The sequence below is a fragment of the Prosthecobacter fluviatilis genome, assembly GCF_042655725.1.
GTDB lineage: Bacteria > Verrucomicrobiota > Verrucomicrobiia > Verrucomicrobiales > Verrucomicrobiaceae > Prosthecobacter > Prosthecobacter fluviatilis.
In genome coordinates this window covers 76937-101577 of sequence record NZ_JBHSMQ010000011.1, presented here as the reverse complement: position 1 = coordinate 101577, position 24641 = coordinate 76937, and the positions used below count along the sequence as shown (strand labels likewise).

Annotated in this window: 21 protein-coding genes; 7 read left to right on the top strand and 14 right to left on the bottom strand. The window is 60.5% G+C overall.

Annotation, left to right across the window (positions count from 1 at the left end):
• On the bottom strand, positions 1-432 hold the full coding sequence (locus ACFQDI_RS22115; protein ID WP_377171045.1) for a YkgJ family cysteine cluster protein: 432 nt from the start codon (positions 430-432) through the stop codon (positions 1-3).
• Positions 433-612: 180 nt separating this feature from the next.
• Between ACFQDI_RS22115 and ACFQDI_RS22110 the strand changes: the two genes are divergently transcribed.
• The 3 genes from ACFQDI_RS22110 to ACFQDI_RS22100 are packed head-to-tail and all read left to right on the top strand — an operon-like array spanning position 613 to position 4204.
• Complete coding sequence (locus ACFQDI_RS22110) at positions 613-3195, top strand: protein kinase domain-containing protein (protein WP_377171043.1); 2583 nt, start codon at positions 613-615, stop codon at positions 3193-3195.
• Positions 3192-3617: a SufE family protein gene (locus ACFQDI_RS22105; RefSeq protein WP_377171041.1), complete on the top strand. Its 426-nt coding sequence runs from the start codon at positions 3192-3194 to the stop codon at positions 3615-3617. Before ACFQDI_RS22110 ends, ACFQDI_RS22105 begins: the two co-directional genes overlap by 4 nt.
• Before the next feature lie 2 nt (positions 3618-3619).
• Positions 3620-4204, top strand: coding sequence for a GNAT family N-acetyltransferase (locus ACFQDI_RS22100; RefSeq protein WP_377171039.1), 585 nt, complete (start codon positions 3620-3622; stop codon positions 4202-4204).
• A gap of 54 nt (positions 4205-4258) precedes the next feature.
• On the opposite strand, the gene ACFQDI_RS22095 is transcribed toward ACFQDI_RS22100, so the two are convergent.
• The 7 genes from ACFQDI_RS22095 to purM form a co-directional block, all read right to left on the bottom strand.
• Positions 4259-6562, bottom strand: coding sequence for an alpha/beta hydrolase family protein (locus ACFQDI_RS22095; RefSeq protein WP_377171037.1), 2304 nt, complete (start codon positions 6560-6562; stop codon positions 4259-4261).
• A 221-nt stretch (positions 6563-6783) separates the two neighbouring features.
• Positions 6784-7731, bottom strand: coding sequence for an ROK family protein (locus tag ACFQDI_RS22090; protein WP_377171035.1), 948 nt, complete (start codon positions 7729-7731; stop codon positions 6784-6786).
• The gene (metF, locus tag ACFQDI_RS22085; RefSeq protein WP_377171033.1) at positions 7728-8651 is read right to left on the bottom strand and encodes a methylenetetrahydrofolate reductase [NAD(P)H]; all 924 of its coding nucleotides are present in this window, start codon (positions 8649-8651) and stop codon (positions 7728-7730) included. The genes ACFQDI_RS22090 and metF overlap by 4 nt, the downstream gene beginning before the upstream one ends.
• A 20-nt stretch (positions 8652-8671) precedes the next feature.
• Complete coding sequence (gene lysA / locus ACFQDI_RS22080; protein WP_377171030.1) at positions 8672-9964, bottom strand: diaminopimelate decarboxylase; 1293 nt, start codon at positions 9962-9964, stop codon at positions 8672-8674.
• Between the two features lie 55 nt (positions 9965-10019).
• Positions 10020-11285 carry a hypothetical protein gene (locus ACFQDI_RS22075; RefSeq protein ID WP_377171028.1) on the bottom strand — a complete coding sequence of 422 codons (1266 nt, stop codon included), beginning with the start codon at positions 11283-11285 and terminating at the stop codon, positions 10020-10022.
• A gap of 146 nt (positions 11286-11431) precedes the next feature.
• The gene (locus ACFQDI_RS22070; protein ID WP_377171025.1) at positions 11432-12112 is read right to left on the bottom strand and encodes an SGNH/GDSL hydrolase family protein; all 681 of its coding nucleotides are present in this window, start codon (positions 12110-12112) and stop codon (positions 11432-11434) included.
• 32 nt (positions 12113-12144) lie between these two features.
• Positions 12145-13146, bottom strand: a complete 1002-nt coding sequence (gene purM, locus ACFQDI_RS22065; protein ID WP_377171023.1) for a phosphoribosylformylglycinamidine cyclo-ligase — start codon at positions 13144-13146, stop codon at positions 12145-12147.
• Positions 13147-13311: 165 nt separating this feature from the next.
• Here purM and ACFQDI_RS22060 point away from each other — a divergent pair, with 165 nt between their 5' ends.
• From ACFQDI_RS22060 to ACFQDI_RS22050, 3 genes are all read left to right on the top strand, one after another.
• Complete coding sequence (locus tag ACFQDI_RS22060) at positions 13312-14688, top strand: DUF1501 domain-containing protein (RefSeq protein WP_377171021.1); 1377 nt, start codon at positions 13312-13314, stop codon at positions 14686-14688.
• A 225-nt stretch (positions 14689-14913) separates the two neighbouring features.
• Positions 14914-16359, top strand: a complete 1446-nt coding sequence (locus ACFQDI_RS22055) for an amidohydrolase family protein (protein WP_377171019.1) — start codon at positions 14914-14916, stop codon at positions 16357-16359.
• Positions 16356-17060 (top strand): 3-keto-disaccharide hydrolase, encoded by a 705-nt coding sequence (locus tag ACFQDI_RS22050; protein WP_377171017.1) that lies wholly within the window; start codon positions 16356-16358, stop codon positions 17058-17060. The genes ACFQDI_RS22055 and ACFQDI_RS22050 overlap by 4 nt, the downstream gene beginning before the upstream one ends.
• Position 17061: 1 nt before the next feature.
• Here ACFQDI_RS22050 and ACFQDI_RS22045 read toward each other — a convergent pair whose 3' ends face one another.
• Positions 17062-18402: a neutral/alkaline non-lysosomal ceramidase N-terminal domain-containing protein gene (locus ACFQDI_RS22045; RefSeq protein ID WP_377171014.1), complete on the bottom strand. Its 1341-nt coding sequence runs from the start codon at positions 18400-18402 to the stop codon at positions 17062-17064.
• Positions 18399-19337 (bottom strand): glycoside hydrolase family protein, encoded by a 939-nt coding sequence (locus ACFQDI_RS22040; RefSeq protein WP_377171011.1) that lies wholly within the window; start codon positions 19335-19337, stop codon positions 18399-18401. The genes ACFQDI_RS22045 and ACFQDI_RS22040 overlap by 4 nt, the downstream gene beginning before the upstream one ends.
• Before the next feature lie 93 nt (positions 19338-19430).
• Here ACFQDI_RS22040 and ACFQDI_RS22035 point away from each other — a divergent pair, with 93 nt between their 5' ends.
• Entirely contained in the window at positions 19431-19796 is a 366-nt protein-coding gene (locus ACFQDI_RS22035) for a hypothetical protein (protein ID WP_377171009.1), read from the top strand.
• 7 nt (positions 19797-19803) lie between these two features.
• Here ACFQDI_RS22035 and ACFQDI_RS22030 read toward each other — a convergent pair whose 3' ends face one another.
• Genes ACFQDI_RS22030 through ACFQDI_RS22015 form a run of 4 tightly spaced genes read right to left on the bottom strand, consistent with a single transcriptional unit; the run spans position 19804 to position 24616 of the window.
• Positions 19804-21228, bottom strand: a complete 1425-nt coding sequence (locus ACFQDI_RS22030) for a hypothetical protein (protein WP_377171007.1) — start codon at positions 21226-21228, stop codon at positions 19804-19806.
• A 32-nt stretch (positions 21229-21260) separates the two neighbouring features.
• Positions 21261-22247, bottom strand: a complete 987-nt coding sequence (locus ACFQDI_RS22025; RefSeq protein ID WP_377171005.1) for a Kelch repeat-containing protein — start codon at positions 22245-22247, stop codon at positions 21261-21263.
• 3 nt (positions 22248-22250) lie between these two features.
• Positions 22251-23162 (bottom strand): aminotransferase class IV, encoded by a 912-nt coding sequence (locus tag ACFQDI_RS22020; protein ID WP_377171003.1) that lies wholly within the window; start codon positions 23160-23162, stop codon positions 22251-22253.
• Between the two features lie 17 nt (positions 23163-23179).
• Positions 23180-24616 (bottom strand): Gfo/Idh/MocA family protein, encoded by a 1437-nt coding sequence (locus ACFQDI_RS22015; protein WP_377171001.1) that lies wholly within the window; start codon positions 24614-24616, stop codon positions 23180-23182.
• Positions 24617-24641 lie beyond the last annotated feature (25 nt).

Here is a 24641-nt window from a genome sequence, read left to right as displayed (position 1 = left end):
TCACATTTTCGCCAGCGCATCGCTGACGGCAGCCTCAAGCGGGCGGGAACCGCTGCCGCCAAGGCGCTCGTCCAGAGCTTCGAGACGCTGGATGAGATCTGCCACGTGTTTGCGTGGGTACATGCCGCCGGCTTCGGCGCAGAAGTGGGTCCGGCAGCCAAAAGGGCGGTGCTTGTAAATGGTGCAGCGGCCATCACGGCCCAGCAAAGGGCACGCCCCGTCCGGGTGAGGTTTCAAGGCCTTGCGCCCGCTGGCACGAACGCCCTGGGCTGCATAGAGGGCCTCTCCCAGCGTCAGCACTGGAGTGTGGCCAGCCAGCCGAAAGTGGCAGCAGCCAGTACGCATTTCACACTGTCGGGGCAGTGGCCGACGCTCGAGTTCGGCGTAAATGGCCTCGATTTCGTGGCGATGGTCAGGCTTTGTGGGTCTCATGCGGCTCGCGCCCCAGCATGGCTGTTACAGCCCTTGTAGCACGTGATTTTTGCAACGGGTCATTTTGAGATTTGAGATTTCCCATTCCGCCACCATCGTACGTGCCCATGGTGTCGCTTCAGTCCAATTTTCGCGTCATCCTGGGTCAACCATTCTCCCCTAGAGACATCTGAAGCACGCATGAGTCTGCCCGAAATCGCCGGACATGAATTGCAGGACCTGGTCGGAAGCGGGAGGTGCGGAGCCGTGTACCGGGCGGTGTCCACCAACGGCAAAGCCTGCGCGGTGAAGGTGTTCAGCTCGATGGCGATCAACCGCAAGGCGCTGGCCACCGCCTTCCGCGCTTTGCAGCAGATGCCTCACCATCGCGGCGTGCTGCCGGTGGAAAACTACAGTTTCGACAGGACGCCCTACTTTTGCGTCATGCCCCTGGTGGGAGTGATGACGAAAGACAGCCATGGCCGGCGCCTGTGGCAGACGCCGACGCTGGAGTCCGCCTGCAGTGGCCTGCCGCCGGAGCAGGCCTGGAGGCACATCTATGAGGTGGCCGATGCACTTGCCTGGCTGCACAAGCATGGCATCCCGCATGGCAACCTGCGTCCGTCGAACATCCTGCTGGAGGACGATGCAGAGTCCTCTGTCCGCCTCACGGACATCGCGCAAGGCTGGGTGGGGGGCATTCATCACCTTGAGCTGACGGATCACTTTGTGCATCTCTGCCCGGAACAGGCGGAAAATCCTGATGGTGTTTTTGCGGGCTACGGGCCGTCCTGGGATGTGTACAGCTTTGGAGTGCTCGCCTACCGCCTGCTCAACGGCGCACTGCCACGCGGTGCGGAGATGTGGGAAAGCGAGGTCGAGCGCGCCCGCCAGCAGGCGGCGGCGGGACTGGCGGTGCAGGTGGACAGCAATGCCCTGCTGGCCGCAGTCAAAGCGCAGCCGAAAATCTACTGGCCTCAAACGGCACAGTCCAAGTGGGAGGAGCGCCGCCGCAGCATCATCGAACGCGCGCTGGATCTCAATCCGGCCGCACGCTGGGCGGACATGCGCGAGATCGTGCGCGAATTTGAAGTGCTGGAAAGCGACTATCTGCTGGAGGAATCGCGGGAGCAGACCGTGCGCGAGCGGCAGAAACAGGCGAAAAAGGTGCTCACCTGGCAGACCGCCGCCATCTCGCTGCTGGCCATTTTTGCGCTTTGCTTTGTCTATGCTTTCCAGACCCGGCGCAGCCTGCAGAAGGCGGAGCAGCTGATCTCCAGCATCAATGATGTGCACAAGATGGAAAGTGATGCGCTTCACAGCCGCATCGCCCAGCTGACAAGCGAGCGTGACAACGAGCACAACGCCAAGGCGGTGGCGGATCAGAACCTCCAAAACTCGCAGAATGCCGTGGACCAGTTTCTGACACAGCTGCTGCAGACACCGACGGGTAATGAAATGGAGGCAGGCTTTCAGAAGGAGCAGCTCAAGGATGCGCTGGCGTACTGCATGCGCGGGCTGCCCTTGCTGGAGCAATCTCCGGCGCTTGGCGTGGAGCGGCTGCGCGCGTATGGCAACATCGGCCAGCTGCACCTCAAGCTGAGAAACACGGCGCAGGCGGTCGTGTTCCTCACCAAGGCCCGTGACCAGGCGGCCGAACTCATCAGCAAAGGAAATGGAGCAGGGGCGCAGATCGCGCTCTACCAGCAGTGGCTGGGCCGCTACAGCCTGCTGCTTTCAGACATTCGCGGAAGAGAGGGGCGGCATGTCGAGTCGCTCTCCCTGCTCAAGGAAGCCACGGTCAATCTCGACAAAGGACTCGCCGCAGATCCAAAGAACCGCCTCGCCCGCAACGAATGCGCCCGTGCCTGGCTGGAATATGGCCTGCGAACGCTGCGCAACGGTGACGTGGCCGACTCTGAGCAGGCGCTGGCGCGTGTGCCCACGATCCTAGATGCCAAGATCATCGGCCACGACCTGATCAACGACGAGAAATTCATCCTCGCACGCGCCAAGTTTGCCAAGGGCATCAGCCAGCGTGATGCGGGCAAGGTCGAGGAGGCTCTGAACACTCTGATCGACTCTGTGAAAGACATGGGCGAGCTGGTGCTGGGCAGCAGCCCACGCAACCAGGACCAGGCGCTGCTGCTGGCGGAGGCCTACACCGAGCTGGCAGAGCTGATCGGACGTCATTTCAGCGGCTCTGATGCCAGAGAGGCACACAATCAGGCCGTCCCGATCCTGCTGGAGCTCAACCGCCTGCTGCCCGAGTGGGCTGAGGTGAAGTACCTTCTGGCCCGCAACTATGGCGCCATAGCCTCGCTGGCAAGGGATGCGGGCAACCCGGCAGAGGCCAGCAAGAAGAAGCAGGACGCCATCGAGCTGGTGAACGAAATCATCGCAGACGACAAGGACAACGTGCGCTACGGGTTCCTGCTGGCCAAGCTGCGCGGCGAATATGCGGAACTGCTGGCCGACAGCGGCAAGACTTCAGCCGCCATTCCGATCGCAAAACAGGCAGTGGAATCTCTGGAAGCCCTCATTCAGGCGCAGCCTGCCAGCGACAAGCTCACCCCTGAGCGCCGTATGTGGGCCAGCCAGCTGGCTCAGCTTTATGGTTCACTGGGGCACACCAGCGAGAGCGCGGGCAAAAAGCCTGAAGCCAAGGCCGCCTTTGCCAATGCGGTGGCCATCTGGGAGAAACTGGCGGCCGCCATCGCCAATGACGAAGCCATTCAGACGGGGCTGAACTGGAGCAAGGGCCGACTGGCAAAGCTGAAATGAGCCTCGCAGAAAAACAGCAGGCGCTGATCGACGACCTGAATTTCATCCCTGACCCGCATGAGCGCCTGAATGCCGTGGTGTCCCGTGGCACGGCGATGAAACTGGATGCGGCCCACAAAACGGAGGCCAATCTAGTGCCGGGCTGTGTCTCGCGCGTCTGGCTGCATGGAGAGTGTCTTGAGGGAAAAACACGCTTCACCTGCGATGCGGAGTCTCCCATGGTGAAAGGGCTGGCCTCGCTGCTGTGTGACCTGTACAGCGGAGCGACCCCTGCGGAAGCGGCGGCTGAAGAGCCGCGTGTGTGGGAGGCCTGCAGTTTTACCAAGATGCTCTCCCCTACCCGCCTCAACGGCCTGGCCAACATGCGGCTCAAAATCCGCGCCATGGCGGAGCAGTTTTCCACCTCCACCGCTTCTAACTGACCATGCTTCGTCTGCAAAACTTCCACGGTGCCGAACTGGCCTCCCACATTGACGCCCTGGGGGCCCTGCGCATCTCGGTTTTCCATGAATACCCCTATCTCTACGTGGGCAATCTGGAAAATGAGCGTGATTACCTGGGCACGTATGTGAGATCCGAAGGCAGCCTTGTGGTGCTGGTCTTTGATGAGGACAAGGTGGTGGGTGCCACCACGTGCCTGCCGATGCCGGATGAGGGACCGGAATTCAAAGCCCCGTTTGTGCAAGGGGGCTATGATATTTCCACAATCTGCTACTTCGGCGAATCGATCCTGCTGCCGGAGTATCGGGGCAGAGGCATCGGCAAAGAGTTCTTTGTGCGGCGTGAGGCTCATGCCAGGAAGCTGGGGCTGAAGCTCAGCACCTTCTGTGCGGTGGACCGCTTGGAGACGCATCCGCTGCGCCCGCAGGGATATCGGCCACTGGATGATTTCTGGCGGAGCCAGGGGTATGTAAAGCGCCCGGAACTGCAGGCCACCTTTGTGTGGAAGGAGATCGGGGAAGATGAGGAGTCTCCGAAGACGCTGACGTATTGGACGAAGGAGCTGTGACCAGCAGGAGTCTGCAGGAACCCGAACATGGATGCTCGGGTTACGGGACTGCTGCTAGCGCTTGGGCCAGCTGAGCTGCTTGTGGAGGAACTCGAAGGTGCCCTGGCCGTTGATGGTGTGGCCGCCGTTGAAGAACTCGATCTCGGTGCGGTCTTCCATGCCGAACTGGGCGTAGAGCCAGCGGGTTTTGGCGTACTCGTAGGCGACCCAGGGGTCGATGGAGACGCCGTCGTGGTGCCCGCGCTCGACCATGAAGGCGCGGGGAAACATGAGGTAGGTCAGCTCGGCGTAGCTGAAGGTGCTGCCCATGTTGAAGTAGGGCATCTCCCACTCGTCGGTGAACATGAAGCTGTGCTTGTCCTCAGTGGTGGCCACCTTGCGGGTCCAGTCATTGAAATCGCCGGAGCAGATGGAGAGGCAGTAGCCATCGAGCAGCGGGGGGATGCGGACGGCGGATTCGCCACCGTAGCTCAGACCGTAAAAACCGACGCGCTTCTCATCCACCTGCGGCAGCGAGGCTAGCCATTTGAGCCACTGCTCGTGATGGCGGAGCATGACGGAGAACATGGAGGCTTTCACGGTGTTGCCCTTGCGTGAGAGGGTGCGGTACTGCTCCTCCTCTTTGTACAGATTGTGCGGAGCGAGAACGATAAAACCACGCTCAGCCAGGTGCGCGGCGAAGTCGTGGTAGGCGAGCTTGTCCCCCTCGATGACATCTGAAGGCACACCGTGACGTCCATGCTGGCAGACGACGACGGGACGCTTCTCTCCGGGCTGCAGGTCTTTGGGCAGCAGGAGCACCCCCCAGGCGAAACCTTCGCCTCCGACATCCAGCACGACTTCATAGCCGGTCCATTTGGGCTTGTCGTAAATTTTGCGTGACCGGGGTTTGGGCGTGGGGAGCGGTGAGTCAATGCGGCCGATCACTTCATCCCAGAAAGTTTTGCGGTAGTCTTTTGCCGCAGCGATGAATTTGTCCGGCTTTTTGTCGGCAAACTGCGCATAGGTCCAGGCATCGTTGCTGAGCTCAGGCATGGCCTTGTAGAGGAAGAAATCATTCCTGACTTTGTCCGAGCCACGGATCAGGCGCTGCACATGAGCCTCGAGTTCTTTGAGCTGAGCCAGCTGACGAACTGCAGGCAAGTAGGTCTGGCGCAAATTCTGTGGGAGTTCCTTGGAAAGCGCCATGCTCACCTCGGTTTTGAGCAGCTTGGAAAGTGCGCTGGCGGCGGCTGCATCTCCACGCACGAGGGACCGATGCTGAAGGCTCGTCGGCACCAAAGAGTCGATGCGTGAGTACTCCTCCTGGACCTCGTCAAATTCAGGCGTGGTGAGTCTGCCGGGTGCTGCCTGGCCTTTTTTTCCTTTGGGCTCTGGCGGGCCTGCAACGTCCGGTTCATCCGCGTACTGAATGACAAGGCCGCGCGGCGCAATGAGAGAGGCAATCTCCGCATCGCCAAACTCAGCCAGGAGGCCCCAGACATTGCGGTAGAGGGGTTCATGCCACGTGCGCTGACGGGATTTGAAATACCCGCTGACGAGAGCGGCGTCGATGCGGGTGTCCACGGCGGCGGCATACATGGCGATGAGCCCGCCTTCGCCATAGCCTGCGACGCCGATCTGGTCGTGGCGGTGAATGTTGATCCAGTCCACCAGCGCCAGCACCTTCTGAACTTCATAACCAATGATATGCCGACCCATCATGTAGGCCTGCCGGTGGATCCATTCACGATGCGGCATATTCGTCATGAGGATCTCAGGATTGCCGGAACCGGCAGTGCTGCGGCTGATCAAAACGGGAACGATGACGGCAAACCCGTTTTCGACGAAGCGGCGGGCGATCTGTGCCTCCGGCGCCACGCCAGGAGACAAACCGGCGATCTGCTCCGGCGTCTGATCAGCATCTGGAAGAGCGATGATGTAGCCACGAGGCTTCCCCTTGGGCTCCAGCAGCAGACCTTCACCTGAAACCTGCTCCAGGACGGGCCAGCGCACCTGGTAGATGCGGTAGGCTTTCGTCTTGCCCACGAGCGCGAGGTTGGTCTCGTCCCCATAGCGCTCCAAGGCCACAGGCACTCGCTTGTCCCTGAGACCAATGATGTGTCTGAAGCGCTCGCGGTTCTCGCGGACCGACTCTGCATAAGCCTGCGGAGAAGACACATCCCTATGCCAGTAACGTTCGCGTGTTTTCAGCGAGCTGGTGATCAGCTGATCCATGTCTTCCAACGCCGCCGCATGCATCTGCTGTGAGATGTCGCCATCCTTGAGGAGCGGCTGCGTGCCAGGCAGTGTTTCAGTCTGCTGTGCGAGGACACGTCCCACCAAGAGGAGGAAAGCAAAGATGGTCGGGATTTTCATGGTGATGAATCAACGGTCATCATTCCAGTCTTGCAAGCCCATGGGAATTTGTCAGCCCCCACCTGCAAAAGCGGCTTTTAACCGGCAGGAGATTGGGAGAACGCCTGCCCAGGCCAGCCTCCCAATGCTTCGCTGCTGCCCCCCTGCTACGAATTGCAGCGGGATGTGATCAGGCACAGATGCCAAGAGGCCCCCGTGTCTGCAAAATGATGAAGGCGCTTTTAGCGGAAAGCTGCCTCTGAGCTTTGGCCCAGATGCCTGTCGAGCTCATACTTGCCCAGTGCCAGAGCACCGAGGAGCCCGGAGCGTGCACCCAGCCCAGGAGCGACAATGAAATCGTCGATGTTACGGCCAAGCTCAGGAACACGGAGGTAGCCGTTGTTGAGCTTGTGCAGCCTGCCACGGATAAGGGGCAGGATGTGCTCCTGGCTCATGACACCGCCACCAAGAATGATCCGCTTTGGGGAAATGCTGAGAGCGAGATTCATGAGCGCGTGGGCCATGACATCCGCCACCTCCTCCCATGCGGGGTGGTCGGGCGGGAGAGCATCGGCCTTGACACCCCAGCGTGAAGCGAGGGAGGTGCCGCTGACGTAGCCTTCAACACAGCTGCTGTGAAATGGGCAGTGGCAGGCGTGCTGAATGGCCGAGGAATTCTGCGGCGGCGGCACCAGCATGTGGCCAATCTCAGGGTGCAGCATGCCATGGAGGAGCTGGCCATTGATGAGCACTCCTCCTCCAACACCTGTGCCAACGGTAATGTAGATGAGCGGATCTGTATCCTGCCCGGCACCCCACAGATATTCGCCAAGAACGGCGGCGTTCACATCTGTGTCCCAGGCGATGGGCACATGGTAGCGGTCCTGGAGCTTGGGGACGATGTTTGTGAACTGCCAGCCAGGCTTGGGGGTGGAAGTGATGTAGCCGTAGGTCTCGCTTTTTTTGTCGAGGTCGATAGGACCAAAGGAACCGATGCCAATGGCAGCAATGGAGCCGTGCTTGGACTTAGCCGTCGATAGAAAGCGTGTCACGCCGGCGAGAGTATCCTCAGGCGTGGTGGTATCAATGCGTGTGACATCACGAACATCATGGGGCCCGGTACCGACGGCACAGACGAACTTGGTGCCGCCTGCCTCGATGGCGGCGATGAGGGGGGCTTCTTCGCTCATGAATGCGGCCGCACAGCGGCGGAGTCACGGATGCCGAGACTGGAGTAGATCTCGCGCGTGGCGTGGGATTTGTTGAGGGTGTAGAAATGGATGCCGTCCACGCCGTGATCGAGAAGATCGTGGCACTGCTCGGTCGCGTAGTGGATGCCGACTTTCTGCACGGCGGCCTCATCTCCACCACAACGCTGGATGGCGCGGAGGAGCTTCGCCGGGTAGCGGGCACCGGCAGCCAGCTCTGCCATGCGGCGCATGCCGGAGGCGCTTGTGATGGGCATGATGCCGGCAATGATCGGGATGTTGATCCCGGCCAGGTGGCAGCGCTCGCGGAAGTCGTAGAAGTCGTGGTTGTCGAAAAAGAGCTGGGTGCAGATGTAGTCCGCGCCGGCATCGACCTTGGCCTTGAGGTAATCCATTTCCAGGACGCGGTTGGGCGTGCTGGGATGACCTTCCGGGAAACCGGCAACGCCGATGCCGAAGCCGCGCCTGTCAGGATGAGCGCCGGTGTCGTTGAACTTCTTGATGAAGGCCACGAGGTCGGCGGCGTGCTGGAAGGCATCTTTGGAGCGGTCGTAGCCGGCGAGATTCTTCGGCGGGTCGCCACCGAGGGCGAGGATGTTGCTCACCCCCGCCTGGGCGTAGCGCTCCAGGATGGCGGCGATGTCCGCCTCGCTGTGGCAGACGCAGGTGAGGTGCGGCACGGCATCGAGGCTGGTGGTGGTTTTGATGCGCACCACCAGATCGTGCGTGAGCTCGCGGGTGGAACCGCCTGCGCCGTAGGTCACGCTGACAAAGGAGGGCTTGAAGGCCTCCAACTCGCCGATGGTCTGATACAGCGCCTCAAAGGCCTCGGCGGTCTTCGGTGGGAAGAACTCAAACGAGAGCGTGGGGCGCTGGGATTGGAGGATGTCGGCGATGTGCATGTCGGGAGTTCGCAGTTTGATCAGGCGAGGTGCTCGCCTTTGAGGACGTCTTCGAGGGTCTGGCGCTCGCGCACCACGGTGGCCTTGTCTCCATCCACGAGGATTTCGGCAGGCATGGGGCGGGTGTTGTAGTTGGAGGCCATGGTGAAGCCATAGGCTCCGGCGCTGAGCACGGCGAGGTATTCCCCCTCTTTGACGAGCGGGATTTCGCGGTTCTGGGCCAGGAAGTCGCCAGATTCACAGATGGGGCCGACGACATCGACCTTTTCCACGGTGGCGTCTGCGGGCTGCTTGAGCGGGACGATCTGGTGCCAGCCCTCATACAGGGTGGGGCGGATGAGGTCGTTCATGCCGGCATCGACGATTTTGAAGACCTTGGCGGCACCGCGCTTTTCATAAAGCACCCGGGTGAGCATGACGCCGGCATTGCCGACCATGAAGCGGCCGGGCTCGCAGAGGATGCGCAGGCCGAGGGGCTCCAGATGAGGCACCACCGCTTCGGCGTAGGCCTGAACGGTGAGAGGGTGGACTTCAGCGTTTTCCTGCCACCAGGCTGCGTCGCCGGAGTCGAGGCTCTGCTTGTAGTTGATGCCGATGCCGCCACCGATGCTGAAGAATTCGATGCCGTGTTTCTTCTTCACCTCCGTCACGAGAGGGATGACCTTCTGCACGGCCTCAAGGAAGGGGTCCACATTGGTGAGCTGGGAGCCGATGTGCATCTGCAGGCCCTTGATGACCAGATTGGGGCAATTGGCGGCCGCACGGGCGTAAACGTCGAGGATCTGGTCGAAGTCGATGCCGAATTTGTTCTCGCTCTTGCCGGTGGTGATCTTGGCGTGGGTCTTGGCGTCCACGTTGGGGTTCACACGGACGGCCACGGGGGCCTTCATACCGAGCTCTCCGGCGACCTGGTTGATGTAATGCAGTTCGGCCTCGGATTCGGCGTTGAAGCAGTAGATGCCCTGCTTGAGAGCGTATTCGATCTCGTCACGGGTTTTGCCCACACCTGCGAAGGTGCACTTGGCGGGATCGCCACCGGCCTTGATGACGCGGTAGAGCTCGCCTGCGGAGACAATGTCAAAGCCGCCGCCAAGCTTGGCGATGGTGCTGAGCACGGCGATGTTGGAATTGGCCTTCACCGCATAGCAGATGAGGTGGTTCAGCCTGGCCAGGGAGGCGTCCAAGCGGGTGAAATGGCCGGTGATGGTGGCCTTGGAGTAAACATACAGCGGCGTGCCATGCTTCTCGGCAAGGGATTGAAGCGGGACGTTTTCGGCAAAAAGCTGGCCTTGGTGATAGCGGAAACTGTGCATAAGCGGGCCGCGTAGATAGGCGGGATTCAGCCCTGCGCAACCCTGCTGCGGTTCATCATGGGTGCATTTCCACCAGTTTTCTGCCGGGGGAGAGCATGCCCACCAACCACTGGCGCATGGCCTTGAAGCCGCGAAGGAGCGCACCGTCCACGACCTGCTGGCAGCCAAAATGGCGGGCAATCATGTCCTCCAGCCCCCGATAACGCGGCAGAAGGATGAGAGCACTGCGGGTGGAAGCCGAGGAGGAGTCCTCCCGATGGGCCAGCGAAGGATGGAGCAGCCCCTTGCAGATGACCTTGGGGGCATCTGCCACCGAGAGAGGGATCTGGCGCTCGGGGAGCACCAGCCAGGGATGGTAGCTGAACACCAGGCCGCTGGAGGCGTCATGTTTCAGCCTGCCTGCGGTGCGCACCGGCACGCCCTCGGTGCGGCGGGCGAGGAAACCACGAACGCCAATGGTAAGATCGGCAGCCGCAGCGCGCCTGTTGAGCAGAAAATCGGCGCCCATCAGGGTGCCGAAGAGGGTGAGACGGAACGACCAGCCTGCGACGAGGAAGCCGATGAAGATCAGCAGCAGGGACACAGCGGCCCCGGCGTAGGGGTGAATGAAGGTGGCCCCGGCCACGAGGGCCATGAGGCCGAGCTTGATGAGCTTGAGCCCGGCATCGACGATGCCAAAGGGGGAGAGGGCAATGAGCACATTGATGGCATGTGCGCTGAGCCAGACCACCGCAAACGCCACGAGGGAGACGGGAATGGTGATCCAGGGGGTGTGCACGGTAAGATCGACCCAGCTCGCGAGAGGGATGACGGCCAGGCCTGAGCCCGCAAGATCATTCACAGCCTGGGGCTGAGCCTGATTGAAATGGGCCATGGCGAGGGCAACGAGCGGCACAAATCCTGCGCTGGCGACGAGGGCGCTGAGCTTGTTTTCGAAGAGCTCGGCGAAATCGAGCGGCTTTTTGACGAGCGGTGGTGCAGCGGCGCCGAGAAAGTCCTTCAAGAAGCAGATGGCCAGCAGCGCCAGCCCTGTGCCCCACACGCCAGGGTGGCAGTACCAGGGCAGGCGATGACGCAGTTGCGGCTCTGTTTTATAATAAGTCCAAGCCCCGACGACGCTGACACCGGTGAGCGGGCTGATAGCCACGCCCGTGATTTCAGAGATGCCCTGGGAGAGGCTGACGCCAGGAGGAAGCACGGATTCCTTGAGCTTGACGGCAGGGGTGGGGTCTGCGGGCGGAGGGACCGCATGGAGGAGGGAACCGCCCAACAACAACACAGACAGGGTGACGAGCAGGCGGCGCTTGAACGAGGTACTCATGGCGAAGGCGGGCTGGGTGCCCTGTATCATGCACGCGAATACCTTTGAGGCAGGCACAATTGGAGGCGGGCTTTGTAACCGCTGGTTCTCTGGCCCGGCTGAAACGAGAGCATGGCAGCAAGCATCTGCCAATCATGGCATCCACTTTATTTAGCGAGCGCCTTGGTGATTTCTGCGGCGACCTGCTTGGCCAGGTAGTCGCTGCCGGCGGCGGTGTAGTGCACGTCGCGGGCTTTCTGCATGGTGGCGAGCTGGGGAGTGATCCAGGCGTTCAGGTCGTCGATGGCGATGCCGTTTTCAGCCATCACCTTGGCGGCGATTTCGTTGTACTCTTTGACCTGGCCGAATTTACGGGGCGGATTGAGTTCGCCCTCGGGGATGGGGGTGGTGGTGGCCCAGATGAGCTTTGCGCCCGTCTTTTTCAGCGTGGCGACGAGACTGCGGAGATTGGCCTCGTAAGCGACGGGCTCGACCTGGCGCTTGCCGTCGGGCATGTATTTGAGGTCATGGATGCCCCAGTTGAAGTGGATGACGTCCCATTTGCCGGTGCCGAGCCATTTGGCAATGTTGGCGACGCCGTTTTTGGTGGGGCCGCCATTGGTGGGGATGCGGTGCACGTTGGCCTTGCCCTCCAGGAGCTTGCGCACGGGCAGGGTGTAGCCCATGGAGATGGAATCTCCGATGAGGAGTACGCGAGGAAGACCGGCAACATCCTGGATGGGTGCCAGGGATGGATTGGGGGCCGGTTTGGGCTTGGCAGGCTGCTGAGCGTGAGTGCTGAGGAGGCCGATGAAAAGAAAGGAAAGAGCAGGAAGGAGGCGGTGCATGCCTCCTTTCACTGCTCAAATCAGCCAATCTTTCAGACGATCTCGACGCGGACTTCGGCGCTGGTGTCCATCTCGCCGATGATTTTGGCGTTCTGTCCACAGGCGAGAGCCTTGTCGGCGTCTGCCGGGGAGACGATGGCGACCCAGCCGAGGCCCATGTTGAAGGTGTCGATGGCGTCTTTTGGGTCGGCGTGGCGGAGGACCTTCTGGACGACGTCGTTCTGCCAGAAGGGGATGCGGAGGTTGGCACCGAGGCCGCGCTTGAGGAACATGCGGCCGAGGTTTTCTGGCAGACCACCACCGGTGATGTGGGCCATGGCCCTGGGGCGGATGCCTGCGGCTTTGAGAGCGGCTGGCTGCTCATGATAAAGCAGTGTGGGCAGGAGCAGCGTGCGCATTTCGTCTTCGCTGAACTGAAGCTTTTCCTTCTCAATGATGCGGCGGACGAGACTGAAGCCGTTGGCGTGGAAGCCAGCGCTGGGCCAGCCGATGAGCACATCACCAGCAGCGATGGTACCGGGATCGAGCAGGTCTTCCTTTTCACAGGCACCGATAGCAAAGCCGCTGAGCTCAACCATGCCCTCAGGAACCATGCCGGGCATCTCGGCGGTCTCACCGCCAGCGAGGATGCAATTGCATGCCTCTAGGTATTCGGTCATGCCGGCGATGATGCGGGTGATCTGGGTCTTCTGGATCTTGGGAATGCCCACGTAGTCGAGGAACATGATGGGGTCAGCACCAGTGGTGAGCACGTCGTTCACATTCATGGCGACGAGGTCCTTGCCGGCGGCTTCGAGCTGGTCGTGCTTGAGCAGAAGCTCGATCTTGGTGCCGACGCCGTCGCAGCCGGTGAGGATGATGGGGTGCTTGTAGCCGCTGAGGTCGTAAGCGGCGGCGAAGAGGCCAAAGGGATTTGCGAGCTTCCGCTTCTGCTGGGTGCGCTTCACGAGCACGCCGATGTCATCGACCAGCGATGCTGCTTCGTGAATGTCGACGCCGGCTTGTTTGTAGGTATGTGCGGAGGAGCTGCTCATGGGAAAATGGTGGCCGGTTGCCTAGCCCGAAAGCCGGGGCGGCTCAAACGGAAACTTGGCGGATGGGGGGGGCCCCCTCCCCTGCCCCGCGGGATCGATTTGGGCGGCCGAAGCAAGGCCGGCCATCTGGCACCGTAGGTTATTCAGGCAGCTGCCTTTACGCGCATGAAAACCAGCCTTCCCACACCCACGAGCATTTCACAGGCTTTCAGTCCGGCAGGGGGGGATTTGCTGCGCATCGGCTCGACCCGGCGTGGCTTTTTGCAGACGGGACTCGCGGGGCTGGCGGGCATTTCACTGCCAGCGCTCTTCCAGCAGAAGGCCCTGGCCGCGGCCACGGGACAGGCGACGCGAAAGACCAATGTGGTGCTCTTCTGGCTCTCCGGCGGGCCGAGCCACATCGACATGTGGGACCCGAAACCGGACGCACCGAGCGAAATTCGTGGACCGTTTGGGCATATTCCGACCAAAGTTCCGGGCATTCATGTGTGCGAACATCTGCCGCTGACAGCAAAAATCATGGACCGGCTGACGCTGGTTCGTTCAGTGGACTGCAGTGCGAGCGATCACACGCCGATCACCATGCAGGCGTGCAATCCCCTGGCACGACGCACCAATGACGGCCGTGACGGCGGGGGCTATCCGTCCATGGGGTCGATCGCCGCAAAGTTTCGCGGAGCCAATGCGCCGGGCATTCCGGGATATGTGGCGCTGGCGGATTCGCTGCCTGCCGACATCTGGGGGGCTGGCCACATGGGCAATGCCTTCAACCCGGTGAGCGGCAAAGATTTGTCGGGAAGGCTCAAACTGGTGGAAGGTCTCAGCATCGAACGGCTCGGCAGCCGCCGTGCTCTGGCCGAGCAAATGGACCAGTGGAAACGCGGCATCGGTGCAAATGAGTCCGTAGCATCGGCAGACCACTTCACGCAGCAGGCTTATGAGGTGCTGATGGAAGGAAGTGCCCAGCGTGCGCTGAACCTGGAGGAAGAATCTGCTGCGATGCGAGACAGATACGGACGCGACAGCCTCGGGGAAAAAGCGCTGCTCGCCCGCAGGCTCATTGAGGCGGGGTCAACGTTTGTCACCGTCAGCGGCGCCTGGGGCTACTTTGATCATCATGGCGATGAAGTGAAGTGGGGAGGAATCAAAAAAGGCCTCACTCCGCTGCTGCCCAGCATGGATCGCACGCTGCACGCCATGGTCACGGATCTCGAAGACCGCGGGCTGCTGGACAGCACCTTGATCCTCATGATGGGCGAATTTGGACGCAGTCCGGTGATCAACAAGAATGCAGGACGCGACCACTGGCCGCGTGTGATGTCGATGGTGATGGCAGGAGGCGGGCTGCGCCATGGGCAGGTGATCGGCAGCACGGACAAGCATGGTGGAGAAATCGAAACCCGCCGTGTCGCCCCCGGAGACCTGGCCGCAACGGTGTTTCACCATCTGGGTATCGAGCAAAATACGAACTGGATTGATCCTCAAGGCCGCCCGCGACCGATCGTTGCCGAAGGCGGCAGAGTGATAACCGAACTGCTTTAATGCTCTGACAGCGGAGGCTCTGATCGAAGGAACCCCGCTTGAGCATATTTACGTTCACATTGTGCACAGCCCCGGGGGACTGTTAAACACACCTGTTAAAAGCGTGTTCAGTTGCCTGAGGTCTCGTGAAGGCGCCAAAACGGCATTCACCATAAGAATGACAGCCCGCATCCTTTTCAGAGGCGCCAAGGCGAAGGAATTCTCGCGCCATCCCGTTTTCCCCTCATGAAATTGTTTTTGCTCTTCGCGGTGTGTTTTCAAATCAGCCTGTGTTTTGCAGAAGAGTTCGACCTTGTGCTTAACAACGGCCGCGTGATGGATCCGGCGACCAATCTTGACGCGGTTCGTCATATTGGAATTCGTGAGGGCAAGATCGCCGCGATCTCCGACACGCCACTGCCCGGCAAAAAAATTCTGGAGGTGAAAGGACACGTGGTCGCGCCCGGCTTCATCGACCTTCATGCGCATGGACAGACCACGGGTGACATGCAGATCAAAGCCTGTGATGGCGTCACCACGGTCCTAGACCTGGAAGCAGGAGTGTATCCGGTGGCGGCATGGTATCGTGCGATGGAAGACACGGCGCCGCTGAACTACGGAGCCACGGTCGGTCACATCGCCGCCCGCTTTGCCGCATTTCATCCGGGGATGGAGATCGGGCACTGGGCGGTCAACCGTGCCAAGATCGCCGGACTCGGCGCTGAGCCTGATGGTGCGAACAAGGTGGCGAGGGATGCGGAGCTCAAGCTCATGGGAGATGCGATCAAGCGCGGACTTGATGAGGGCGCGCTGGGCATTGGGTTTGGCATCAACTACACGCCTGCCGCCGCACCGGGCGAGATTGCGGCCATGTTCCGCATCGCAGCAGAGCGCAAAGTGCCCGCGTATGTGCATACGCGCGCCTTTGGCATCGCCGCAATCGAGGAAGCGATCAACGCCGCAAAAACGACCGGCGCGGCGCTGCACATCGTGCATGTCGGCAGCAGCGCCATCGGCGACATGAGGGAAGTTTTAAAACTCATCGACGCCAGCAAGGCTGCAGGCATGGACATCAGCACGGAGGTGTACCCCTACACTGCTGCCTCCACCGTGCTGGAGTCCGCGATGTTCAATCCAGGATGGCAGGCCAATCTCAAGATCGACTACGGTGATCTCGCCTGGGCAGCGACAGGTGAACGGCTCACGCAGGAGAGTTTCGAACGTTACCGCAATGAGGGCGGCTGGGTGATCATCTACATGATGAAGGATGAAAATGTGGAGATGGCCATCGCACATCCGGGTGTGATGATCGCGAGTGACGGAGTTCCCTTCATCGATGGCAAAGGGCATCCGCGCGGCGCAGGGACCTTCGCACGCGTGCTGGGGCACTACTCACGCGAAAAGAAGCTGCTCCCGCTGATGGAAGCACTCGCCAAGATGACGATCCTGCCCGCGCAGCGACTGGAAGGATACGTTCCGATGATGAAAGGCAAAGGCCGGATCGCTCTCGGAGCGGATGCGGACATCACCGTTTTTGATCCGGCAACGGTGATCGACCGCGCCACCTTTGAGTCGCCAACGACAGCTTCTGCCGGCATTCCGCATGTCATCGTGAACGGCGTGCCGGTCGTGCTTGATGGAAAACTCGTGAAAGAAGCCCGTCCAGGGCGCGCTGTAAGGATCAACCCATGAAATCCATCTTTCTAAGCCTCATCCTTGGCACCGCATTGCTCGCAGAAGACGCACCGCAATGGCGCAATCTTTTCAACGGCAAAGACCTCACCGGCTGGGTGGATGTGAACACGAGCCCCGAAACGTGGAGCGTCACAGACGGGATGCTGGTGTGCAAGGGGCTGCCCATTGGGGTGATGCGCAGCGAAAAACAGTATGAGAACTTCATCCTGCACATCGAGTGGATGCACATGGAGGCGGGTGGAAATTCCGGCGTGTTTGTATGGAGCGAGGGCGCGGTGCCTGCAGGCCGAAATCTGCCCAAGGGCATGGAGGTGCAGATGCTGGAGCTGGAGTGGCCGAAGCTGCACCCGGGCAAAGATGGCCTGCCTAACCACCCGGGCTATGTGTCTGGCGAGCTCTTTGGCGCGAACGGGCTGGAGGGCGTGCCGGACAATCCGCGTGGAAAGCGCAGCATGTCGTGGGAGATGCGCTGCAAAGGCAAGGGCGAATGGAACACGTATGACGTGGTGTGCGTGGACGGCACGGTGAAGCTCTCAATCAACGGGAAGTTTGTGAACGGCATCAGCCAGTCAACGGTGCGCAAAGGATACCTGTGCCTGGAGTCGGAAGGGGCGGAGATTCATTTTCGGAACATCCGAATTCTGGAACTGCCGGGAGGCAGGGTGACGCCGGAGCAGACGGCACCGGTGGTGAAGTAGGCTACTTCTTCTGCTGCATAAGTTCCCCGACCTTGGTGGTGATCAAATCCTCCACGTTTTCAGTGTAGGGAGCGCGGTGGCCATATTCGAACATGCCGGTGATACCTTCGTAGCCGCCCTCTTTGAGGACGCGGTGGCTTGGGACATAGCTGGTGAGGTCGTTGTTGTAGCCACAGACCCAGGTGGTGTTCCAGCCGTAGGTGGCTTTGAACTTGAGGGAGTAGTCCACCACGGTCTCGCCAGTCAGGGCGATGAACTGGAAACCGGAGCCGAAGCGCCAGACCTGGATGGGATATGGCACGCGGCCCGGTGGCGAGCCGAGGGTTTCATACTGGCGGATGAAGTGCTCGAACTCGCGCCTGGGCATGCCGGTGAGATTGGGGAGGCGCTGTTTGAGTTCATCGAGCGGAATGCCGGGCTGGAGTTGAAGCTCTGTCCGGCCCATGGCAGCGTGAATGGGACCGCTGAGAGGAGTCATCGTGCCAGTGAGCACCTGACGCACGGCCTCGGCGAGAATGCTGCCATACATGCGGGCAAGTTCGGTGGCCTCCATGTCCCTGCCGCGAATGCGAGGGAGCGGATTGGCATCGCCGCCGCAGTTTTGCACAAACAGGGCGACGGAGCCCGGAAAGGATTTTTCCAGCTCAAGCTGAGCGAAGCCTGCGTAGTCGCCATTGATGCTGAGGCCGCCGAGAGCGGTGGTGTGGCAGGAGTAGCCGAAGAGGATGGCTTTGAGATCGTTGCCAGATTTCACGGTGATGACGGGCACGTCCTGATCGACCTGCCCACCTAAGGCGCGGCTCTCAGGACCGCGTGAGCGGCGGCGGTTCACGGCGACACCGGCAAGGCCCTGATCAAAGGCGAGCTCTGCGGGTGCGAGTTTGGCGATGGCGGCGCCGATGACCTCTGCATACTTCGCATAAACCAGGGCGGTGTAGCGGTCCTTCACCGTCGCTTCTTCCGGCGTGAGCTCGTAATAGAGCCAGAGCACATCCTCGGTGATGGGGCAGGAGTGATTATGAGAGGCGTTGAGGACCAGGCGCTCACGCGGAATGCCGTGTTTTTCGAGCGCTGCCTTGGCGATGATGGCGACCATTTTGTCGCTCAGGCCGACGAGGTCGGCGGTGACGAGGACGGATGTCGCTCCGGACTCATCTTTAAGCGCGAGGGCCTTCAGCCATATGGGATGCTCCACGCGCTGGGACATGCGTGTCTTGCCACCATAGCCAGCGAGAGGGACAGGTTCTGTGGGCGTGATGTCGGCTTTCGCTGCGCCAGCCTGCCATGCGGCGGAGGCCAGGGTGGCGTGGAGAATGAGAAGGAGAATGAAGGCGTATCTCATGGCGTCATGATTTTGAAGGCTTCGAACATGAAGAAAGCGAGACCGGCGTAGCCGGGGTGCGAGGTGTAGGTGTCATCAACAGCTCGCAGAGCTGACATCATCTGTGTTTCGGTCTTGCCGTAGAAACCTTCCATCTTGGGGCCGATGTTTGCCATCTTGGCACCGACGAAGACTTTGGCCTTGGTGGTATCCGCGTAGGCGATGGTTTTGGCGACGAGGGAGACGATGCCGTTTTTTCCTTCGGCGGTGTCGCGGTAGCTCATGATGGCGACGTGATCGACACAATCGAGCAGGTGCTGGGCGGCGTCTTTGGCGACACCTTGATAGTTGACCGGGTAGGCGGGCTTTCCCTCGGGGGTGGTTTTGTCGAGCCAGAAGACGATGTCCACGCCGTAGATCAAGCCGGGCTCCGCCGTGTGAGCCCGGGAAACGGCTTTGTGATTGACCTCAACAAACTGAGTCAGAAGATCGCACTTCTGTGCGGGATCGGCTTTCTTCCACTGAAGGAGGCCGTGAGGCTCGATGTCGAGATGCACACCGTCAAAGTGTGCGTCCCGGGGTTCTTCGCGATTGAAGGCGAGGATGCCGTCCACGCTGGCGAGCACGATGCCGTGCTTGGCGCGCAGAGTGTGAGAGGGATCGCCAAAGAGGGCGTGGATGCGGAGCGAGCGAGCGTGAGCGTGCTGGATGAAGGCGCGCGTGGGGGCCGCATTTTTCAGTTCACGGCCACCGTTTTCAAGTTTGGTGAAATGGACCTGCCAGAAGAGATCAGTGATGTGGCGCTGAGCACAGAAGTCGAAAAGGGCATCGCTGGCTTCAGGAGAAGCAGCGATTTCATCCGTCTTGTAAATCCACATCCCCCGCATCTCTGCAGCCGACAGCGGAGCGGCCATCAGGAGGAGGATGGAAAACAGCAGGAGGAAGCGGCATTTCATGCAAGTGGGTAGCACATACGACCTTGGTCTGCCGACTTGTCCGGGCAAGTTTGCACTTGTCCCTTCTTGTATCTGAAATAAGCATAAGAGTATATGAACCGGGCATTCACCTTCCTGACAACCCTGGCTATTTTGGTGCTCCTGGGCGGCCAGTCCTTTGCCAAAACACAGAAGCCAAGCGAGGAGATGATCCTGATTTTGATTCATCACAAATCCGGCCCCAATGATCTGGATGTCAGCAAGCTACCGCTGGACAAGACCATGGACTTCCCTTCAAAAAAGGAAATGCCTGAATATGAGGTGTATCGCGTGCCCTACCCGAAAGGTATCGCTGATTACTTTGGATATGATGTCTATCTCCATGCGCAATCCGGACGCTATTGGATCTACCAGGGAGGAGGGGTGGCAAGTGTGAGCAAGTTCTACGGCCCCGGCTTGGTGAAAGATCTGCGCAAGTAGCGGGCGTTCACTTCACCTCCGCGGCCATCTCCATCAGGGCATCCATCATTTTCACGGAGGCCTGAGGCTCGAGGTTGTTGGTGCCGGGCCAGGTCTCGTAGCCACCGAGCTCGAAATGGCGCGGCGTAGGCATGTAACCGTAGTAGCCGTTGGCGAGCTCCACCATGAAGGATTTGGCAAAGGGACTGCGCTTGCGAAACTCGACGCCGGTTTCGGCAAAGGTTTCCGTGGGCGTGGTGCCGATGCAGATGTCTCCGATGCGGAAGATCTGCACGGGAGCCTTGGTCTCTGGGCTGGCCTGGGCGAGGCGCTGCACGCGACCTGCGTAGGCGAGTGGGAGGTCGGCCTTGCCCTGAATGCGTGGGGTTTTGGCCTCGGTGTCCTTGGCCCAGGCGATGAGTTCGGGACCGATCTTGCGCCAGGAGATGGGGAGCTCGCGATAGCGGGCGGCAAGAGGAGCGCTGCTCTGCCAGGTGACCTTGGAAAGGGCTGCGTTCACCTTGGCGGCGATGTCTTCGGCGACATAACGCATCTGCTCGTAGGGCTTTTTGCGCGGCTGAGGATTGCGGAAGTTGATGTTGTTGGCGTCGCCGCTGGTGCCATTAGCCATGAGGGCAACGAAGGGCGGGTCTTCGGTGCCGCCAGCTTGCAGACGCTTGAGGGCCTCGCAGTACATGCCGTAGTAGTCTGCGGAGATGTCTGCGTCTTTGACTCCGCCGACGTAGTGGAGGGAGTAGGCGGAATAGACGGAGATCATGCGGCCGCCGGGCTCGCGCAGGGCGATGAAGGAGACGATGGGATCGGGCTCGCCAGCGGGCTCGATGAGCGCCGGATTGCCAGCGCCGGGGTTCATCTTGACCTTGTCGATCTTGCCGAAGGGATTGGGCGGCATCTTGTCTGGCTGGAGGAACCAGCGGCGGATATGGACATGCTCCGGAATGCTAACGGTGCTGAAGGCGATCTCCGCAGGACGGAGCAGCGTGATGGCACGGCGCACGCCATCCGCAATGCGACGAGCGACGAATTTCTGGTAATCCGTGAGTTCCAGGTCGGAGGTGTAAAAGCGCACCGGGCCACCGATGGCATTGGCTGCCGAATGGGTGTGTGTGCCTGAAATGAGGACATTGGCAGCAGGGATGCCGGTTTCTTTTTCGACCAGTTCACGCGCCGCGACACAGAGACTGCGGTGCATGCCGAGGAGATCGCAGATGACGAGGGCGAGCATGGTTTGGCCATCATCAAGCACGAGACAGCGGGCATGGAGCTCGTCGTGAATGTGTGTGCAAGGGTAAGGGAGGAACCCACCGACGACCTCGCTGCCAAGCGGTGGCGTGATGTTGCTGGTGGCGGCACCGGCCATCAGGGATGCCTTGGGAGTGTCAGCGGCTTGGAGGGATGCGGCGGCAAAGAGTGCGAGCAGGAGAGTGCGCATGGGAACAATACAGAGGTTCTGCGAAGATTTTGTCACGGCTTCCAATCGGCTGGGAGATTCAGAAACCAGACCTCATTGGAAAGCGGGCGGGCGTGGCCGCCGAGGAGCCAGAGTTTGTCCTGAAAAACGAGCGCCGAGTGCTCGTGCCGGGACTTCCAGCAGGTCTTGGTTTCTAGGCGCTGCCAGTTTTTGCCGTCGGCGCTGTGCCAGACGTCACCGTGGTTGTCTTTCTCTTTGGACCAGCCGCCGAGAACCCAGATGCGGCCGCGATAGACTGCTGCGCTGAACCACAAACGCGGGGCCCACGGAGCGGATGCGGTTTCGCAGGTCCAGTTCACGCCGTCGGCGGATGACCAGACATCATTCTTTGCATGGTAGCCGGGGACGTAGTTGCCGCCGCCTAAGACGTAGATTTTGCCATTCAGAACAACGGCCTGATGGTAGGCGCGTGGGGACCATGTGGCGTGCGATGTTTCGAGTTTCCACTCTTTGCCATCGGCGGATGACCAGACGTCATTTTTTAAACTGGCGTCATTGCCAAAGTAGTAGTCCTCAATGCCGCCAAGGAGCCACATCCTGCCGCGATGCTCGACGAGGCCGGAGGCGAGGCGCGGGGACCATCTGGCACCTGATGTGACTTGATTCCAAGCAGCGCCATCTGCGGAGGACCAGACCTGATTGCTGGCTGAATGACCTGGGAGGCGGCCTTTGTACCAGCCGCCCATTATCCAGAGGCGATCCTGAAAGGTGAGGCTCATGGCGAGGTCGCTATGCAGCCAGGGGGCGTTGGCGGAGATGAGCTTCCAAGCTTTGCCATCAGCAGATGACCATACATCGCGCGGCGGGTCCTGGAAGGACTGGAACCAGCCGCCACCGATCCAGAGCTGATCTTTGAAGACCCACTCGGCCTGGGAATCGCGTGCCTGCCATGGAGCGGTGGATTCAAGCACCCAGTCAGGCTCGGCAGCACTGGCATTGAGGCTGATGATTCCGGCCAGCAGTGGAAGGAGGTGCTTCATAAATCAGGTCATGATCTGCGCTTCGATGTCGAGCCCGACACGTTGGCTCCATGCGGCGATCATTTTTTTAAACCATGGGCCGGGCATGCCATCGGCGATGAGCGTGCCGTTGATCCGAGTGCAAGGAGCCATGCAATAGGGAGTGGTGGTGAGCCAAGCCTCGTCCGCAGTGACCACGTCGTAAGGCTGGAAATCCTTTTCGATGAACTCCATGCCGATCTGAGGCGCGAGCTCCTTCAGCGTCTGCAGGCTGATGCCCCAGAGGATGTTGCGGGTGGTCGGGGAGATGATTGTGCGCCCTTTCACGATGACGAAATTGGAACCCGCGCATTCAGTGACGTTGCCATCAAGGTCGAGAAGCAGGGTGATGGCACGTGGGTCAACCGCCTGGGACTGCTTGTCGGCAAGCCACCAATGCAGGCGGCTGCGGTTTTTCATCTTGGGCTCGAGACACTGTGGCGGAATGTGCCGGATGGATGGCGTGACGACATGGGCTCCGTCCGTGAACAGATGCCGCCACATGCTGAAGCGCAGCGGAAAGGAATGAATGCAGATGGTGGGGGTGAGCGGCCCTGCGGCGCCGGCACTGCCTGCATACAGAGTGTTTTCACCCGGGGTGATAAAGTGAACGATGCCGATGTCTTCGTGCGGAGCGATGAGACGGCAGTTTGCCTCCGCGAGCTCGTTGGTGAGGGTGAGCATTTCCTGCGGAGAAAGCGGCACCGTGATGCCTGAATACTTCAGGGAGCGGCACAAACGGGCGACGTGGTCCTCGGCCCGAAAGGGCCGGTGATGAAAGGTCCGCGTCATCTCCGTGAGCGTGGCACCGAGGACGATGCCCAGATCATAGATGTTCAGCTTTGCCTGCGAGGCGGGAACGAACCCGGTATTTAGATAGACTAGAGGTTCGGTCATGGCCTGGAGAGGGAAGCTCAGATTTCGGATTCCTTGGGCAGAAGGAAGGGGGCGCGGTACTCACGGCCGAGCAGTGCGTTTGCAGCGGCATTATCGAGGAAGGACTCCTTGCCACCGTCCACGCGGAGGTGCTGGCCGAGCGTGAGCTTCGTCTTGTCGAGTTCGACACCGGCATCGACGAGATAGTGGCGCGTGCGCTCCAGCGTCTCCTGGACGTCGTCGTGAACTTTGATGTCGCCGAGATGCTTGGCGATGTCGTTGACCGAGGTCTGCGCGCCGAGGCGGTAGGAAATGTTGGCGATATGGCAGAGGGCGCTGCTTTGATGGCCTTCCTCGATCTCGGCTTTGAGGTCTTCTTGCCGACGACTGCGCACGGCGTTAAGGAAATTGGCAAAATGGTTCTCGGACTTTCCTTCGAAGGCGCGGACGAGATTGCCCTTGGGGTCGTAGAGGCTGGTGTCGGCAATGATGCCTTCACTGCCGTAGAAGAACCACATGGACTTGATGGCAGGGTGAAAGGGCGCGCTTTTCAGACCACGGGTTTCAGAAATGATGGTTTTGTCGCCGAAATCGAAGATGCCCACCTGCGAGTTTGGCGTCTCGGCCACATCGGTGTAGCCGAGGCGGCCACCATAACTGAGCACGTTGCGGCCAAGACCGGTGACACCGAGGCCCCAACGGCAGATGTCGAGCGAGTGGACGTTGTTGTTGCCGATCTCGCCGCTGCCGGTGTTCCAGAACCAATGCCAGTCGTAGTGAAACTTGGGTCGTGTGAGCTTCTCCAGCGGTGCTGGTCCGGCCCAGAGATTGTAGTCACAACGCGGCGGCATCGCGCACTCGACAGGACCGCCGATGGAACCACGACCGCCGTAGATGATGCTCTTGGCGAGTTTCACCTCGCCAAGTTTTCCTTCACTCATGTACTTCACGGCTTCAGCCAGAGAACCACGGGCGCGGTTCTGCGTACCGCCCTGGCAGATGCGGCCCAGCTTGCGCGCGGCCTGCACCATGCGACGTCCTTCGACGACATTGTGGCTGACGGGCTTCTCCACATACACATCTTTGCCGGCCTGCATGGCCCATATGGCGGAGAGCGAGTGCCAGTGATTCGGCGAAGCGATGAAGACGACATCCACCGCCTTGTCTTCCAGCACCTTTCGCAAATCCTGAACCTTCTTCGGCATCGACCGCTTGGCCTGCACCAGGATCTCACCCACCTCGTCCGCCCGGTCCAGATCAGGATCGCAGACATAGGCCACATCGCAGTCGGGTATGCGCACCAGCTCTTTGGCATGGGCCTTGCCGCGGATGCCGCAGCCAATGATGGCAGCGGTGATTTTCTCATTCGCGCTGACGGCTTTGCTCTCTGCAGAAAAAAGAGGTGCGGGGAGACTCACAGCCGCCGCGGCCATGAGTGAGTCTTCAAAAAAGCGGCGGCGCGTGAGATGGTTCATAGTGCGATGTTATACGGAGCCGCAG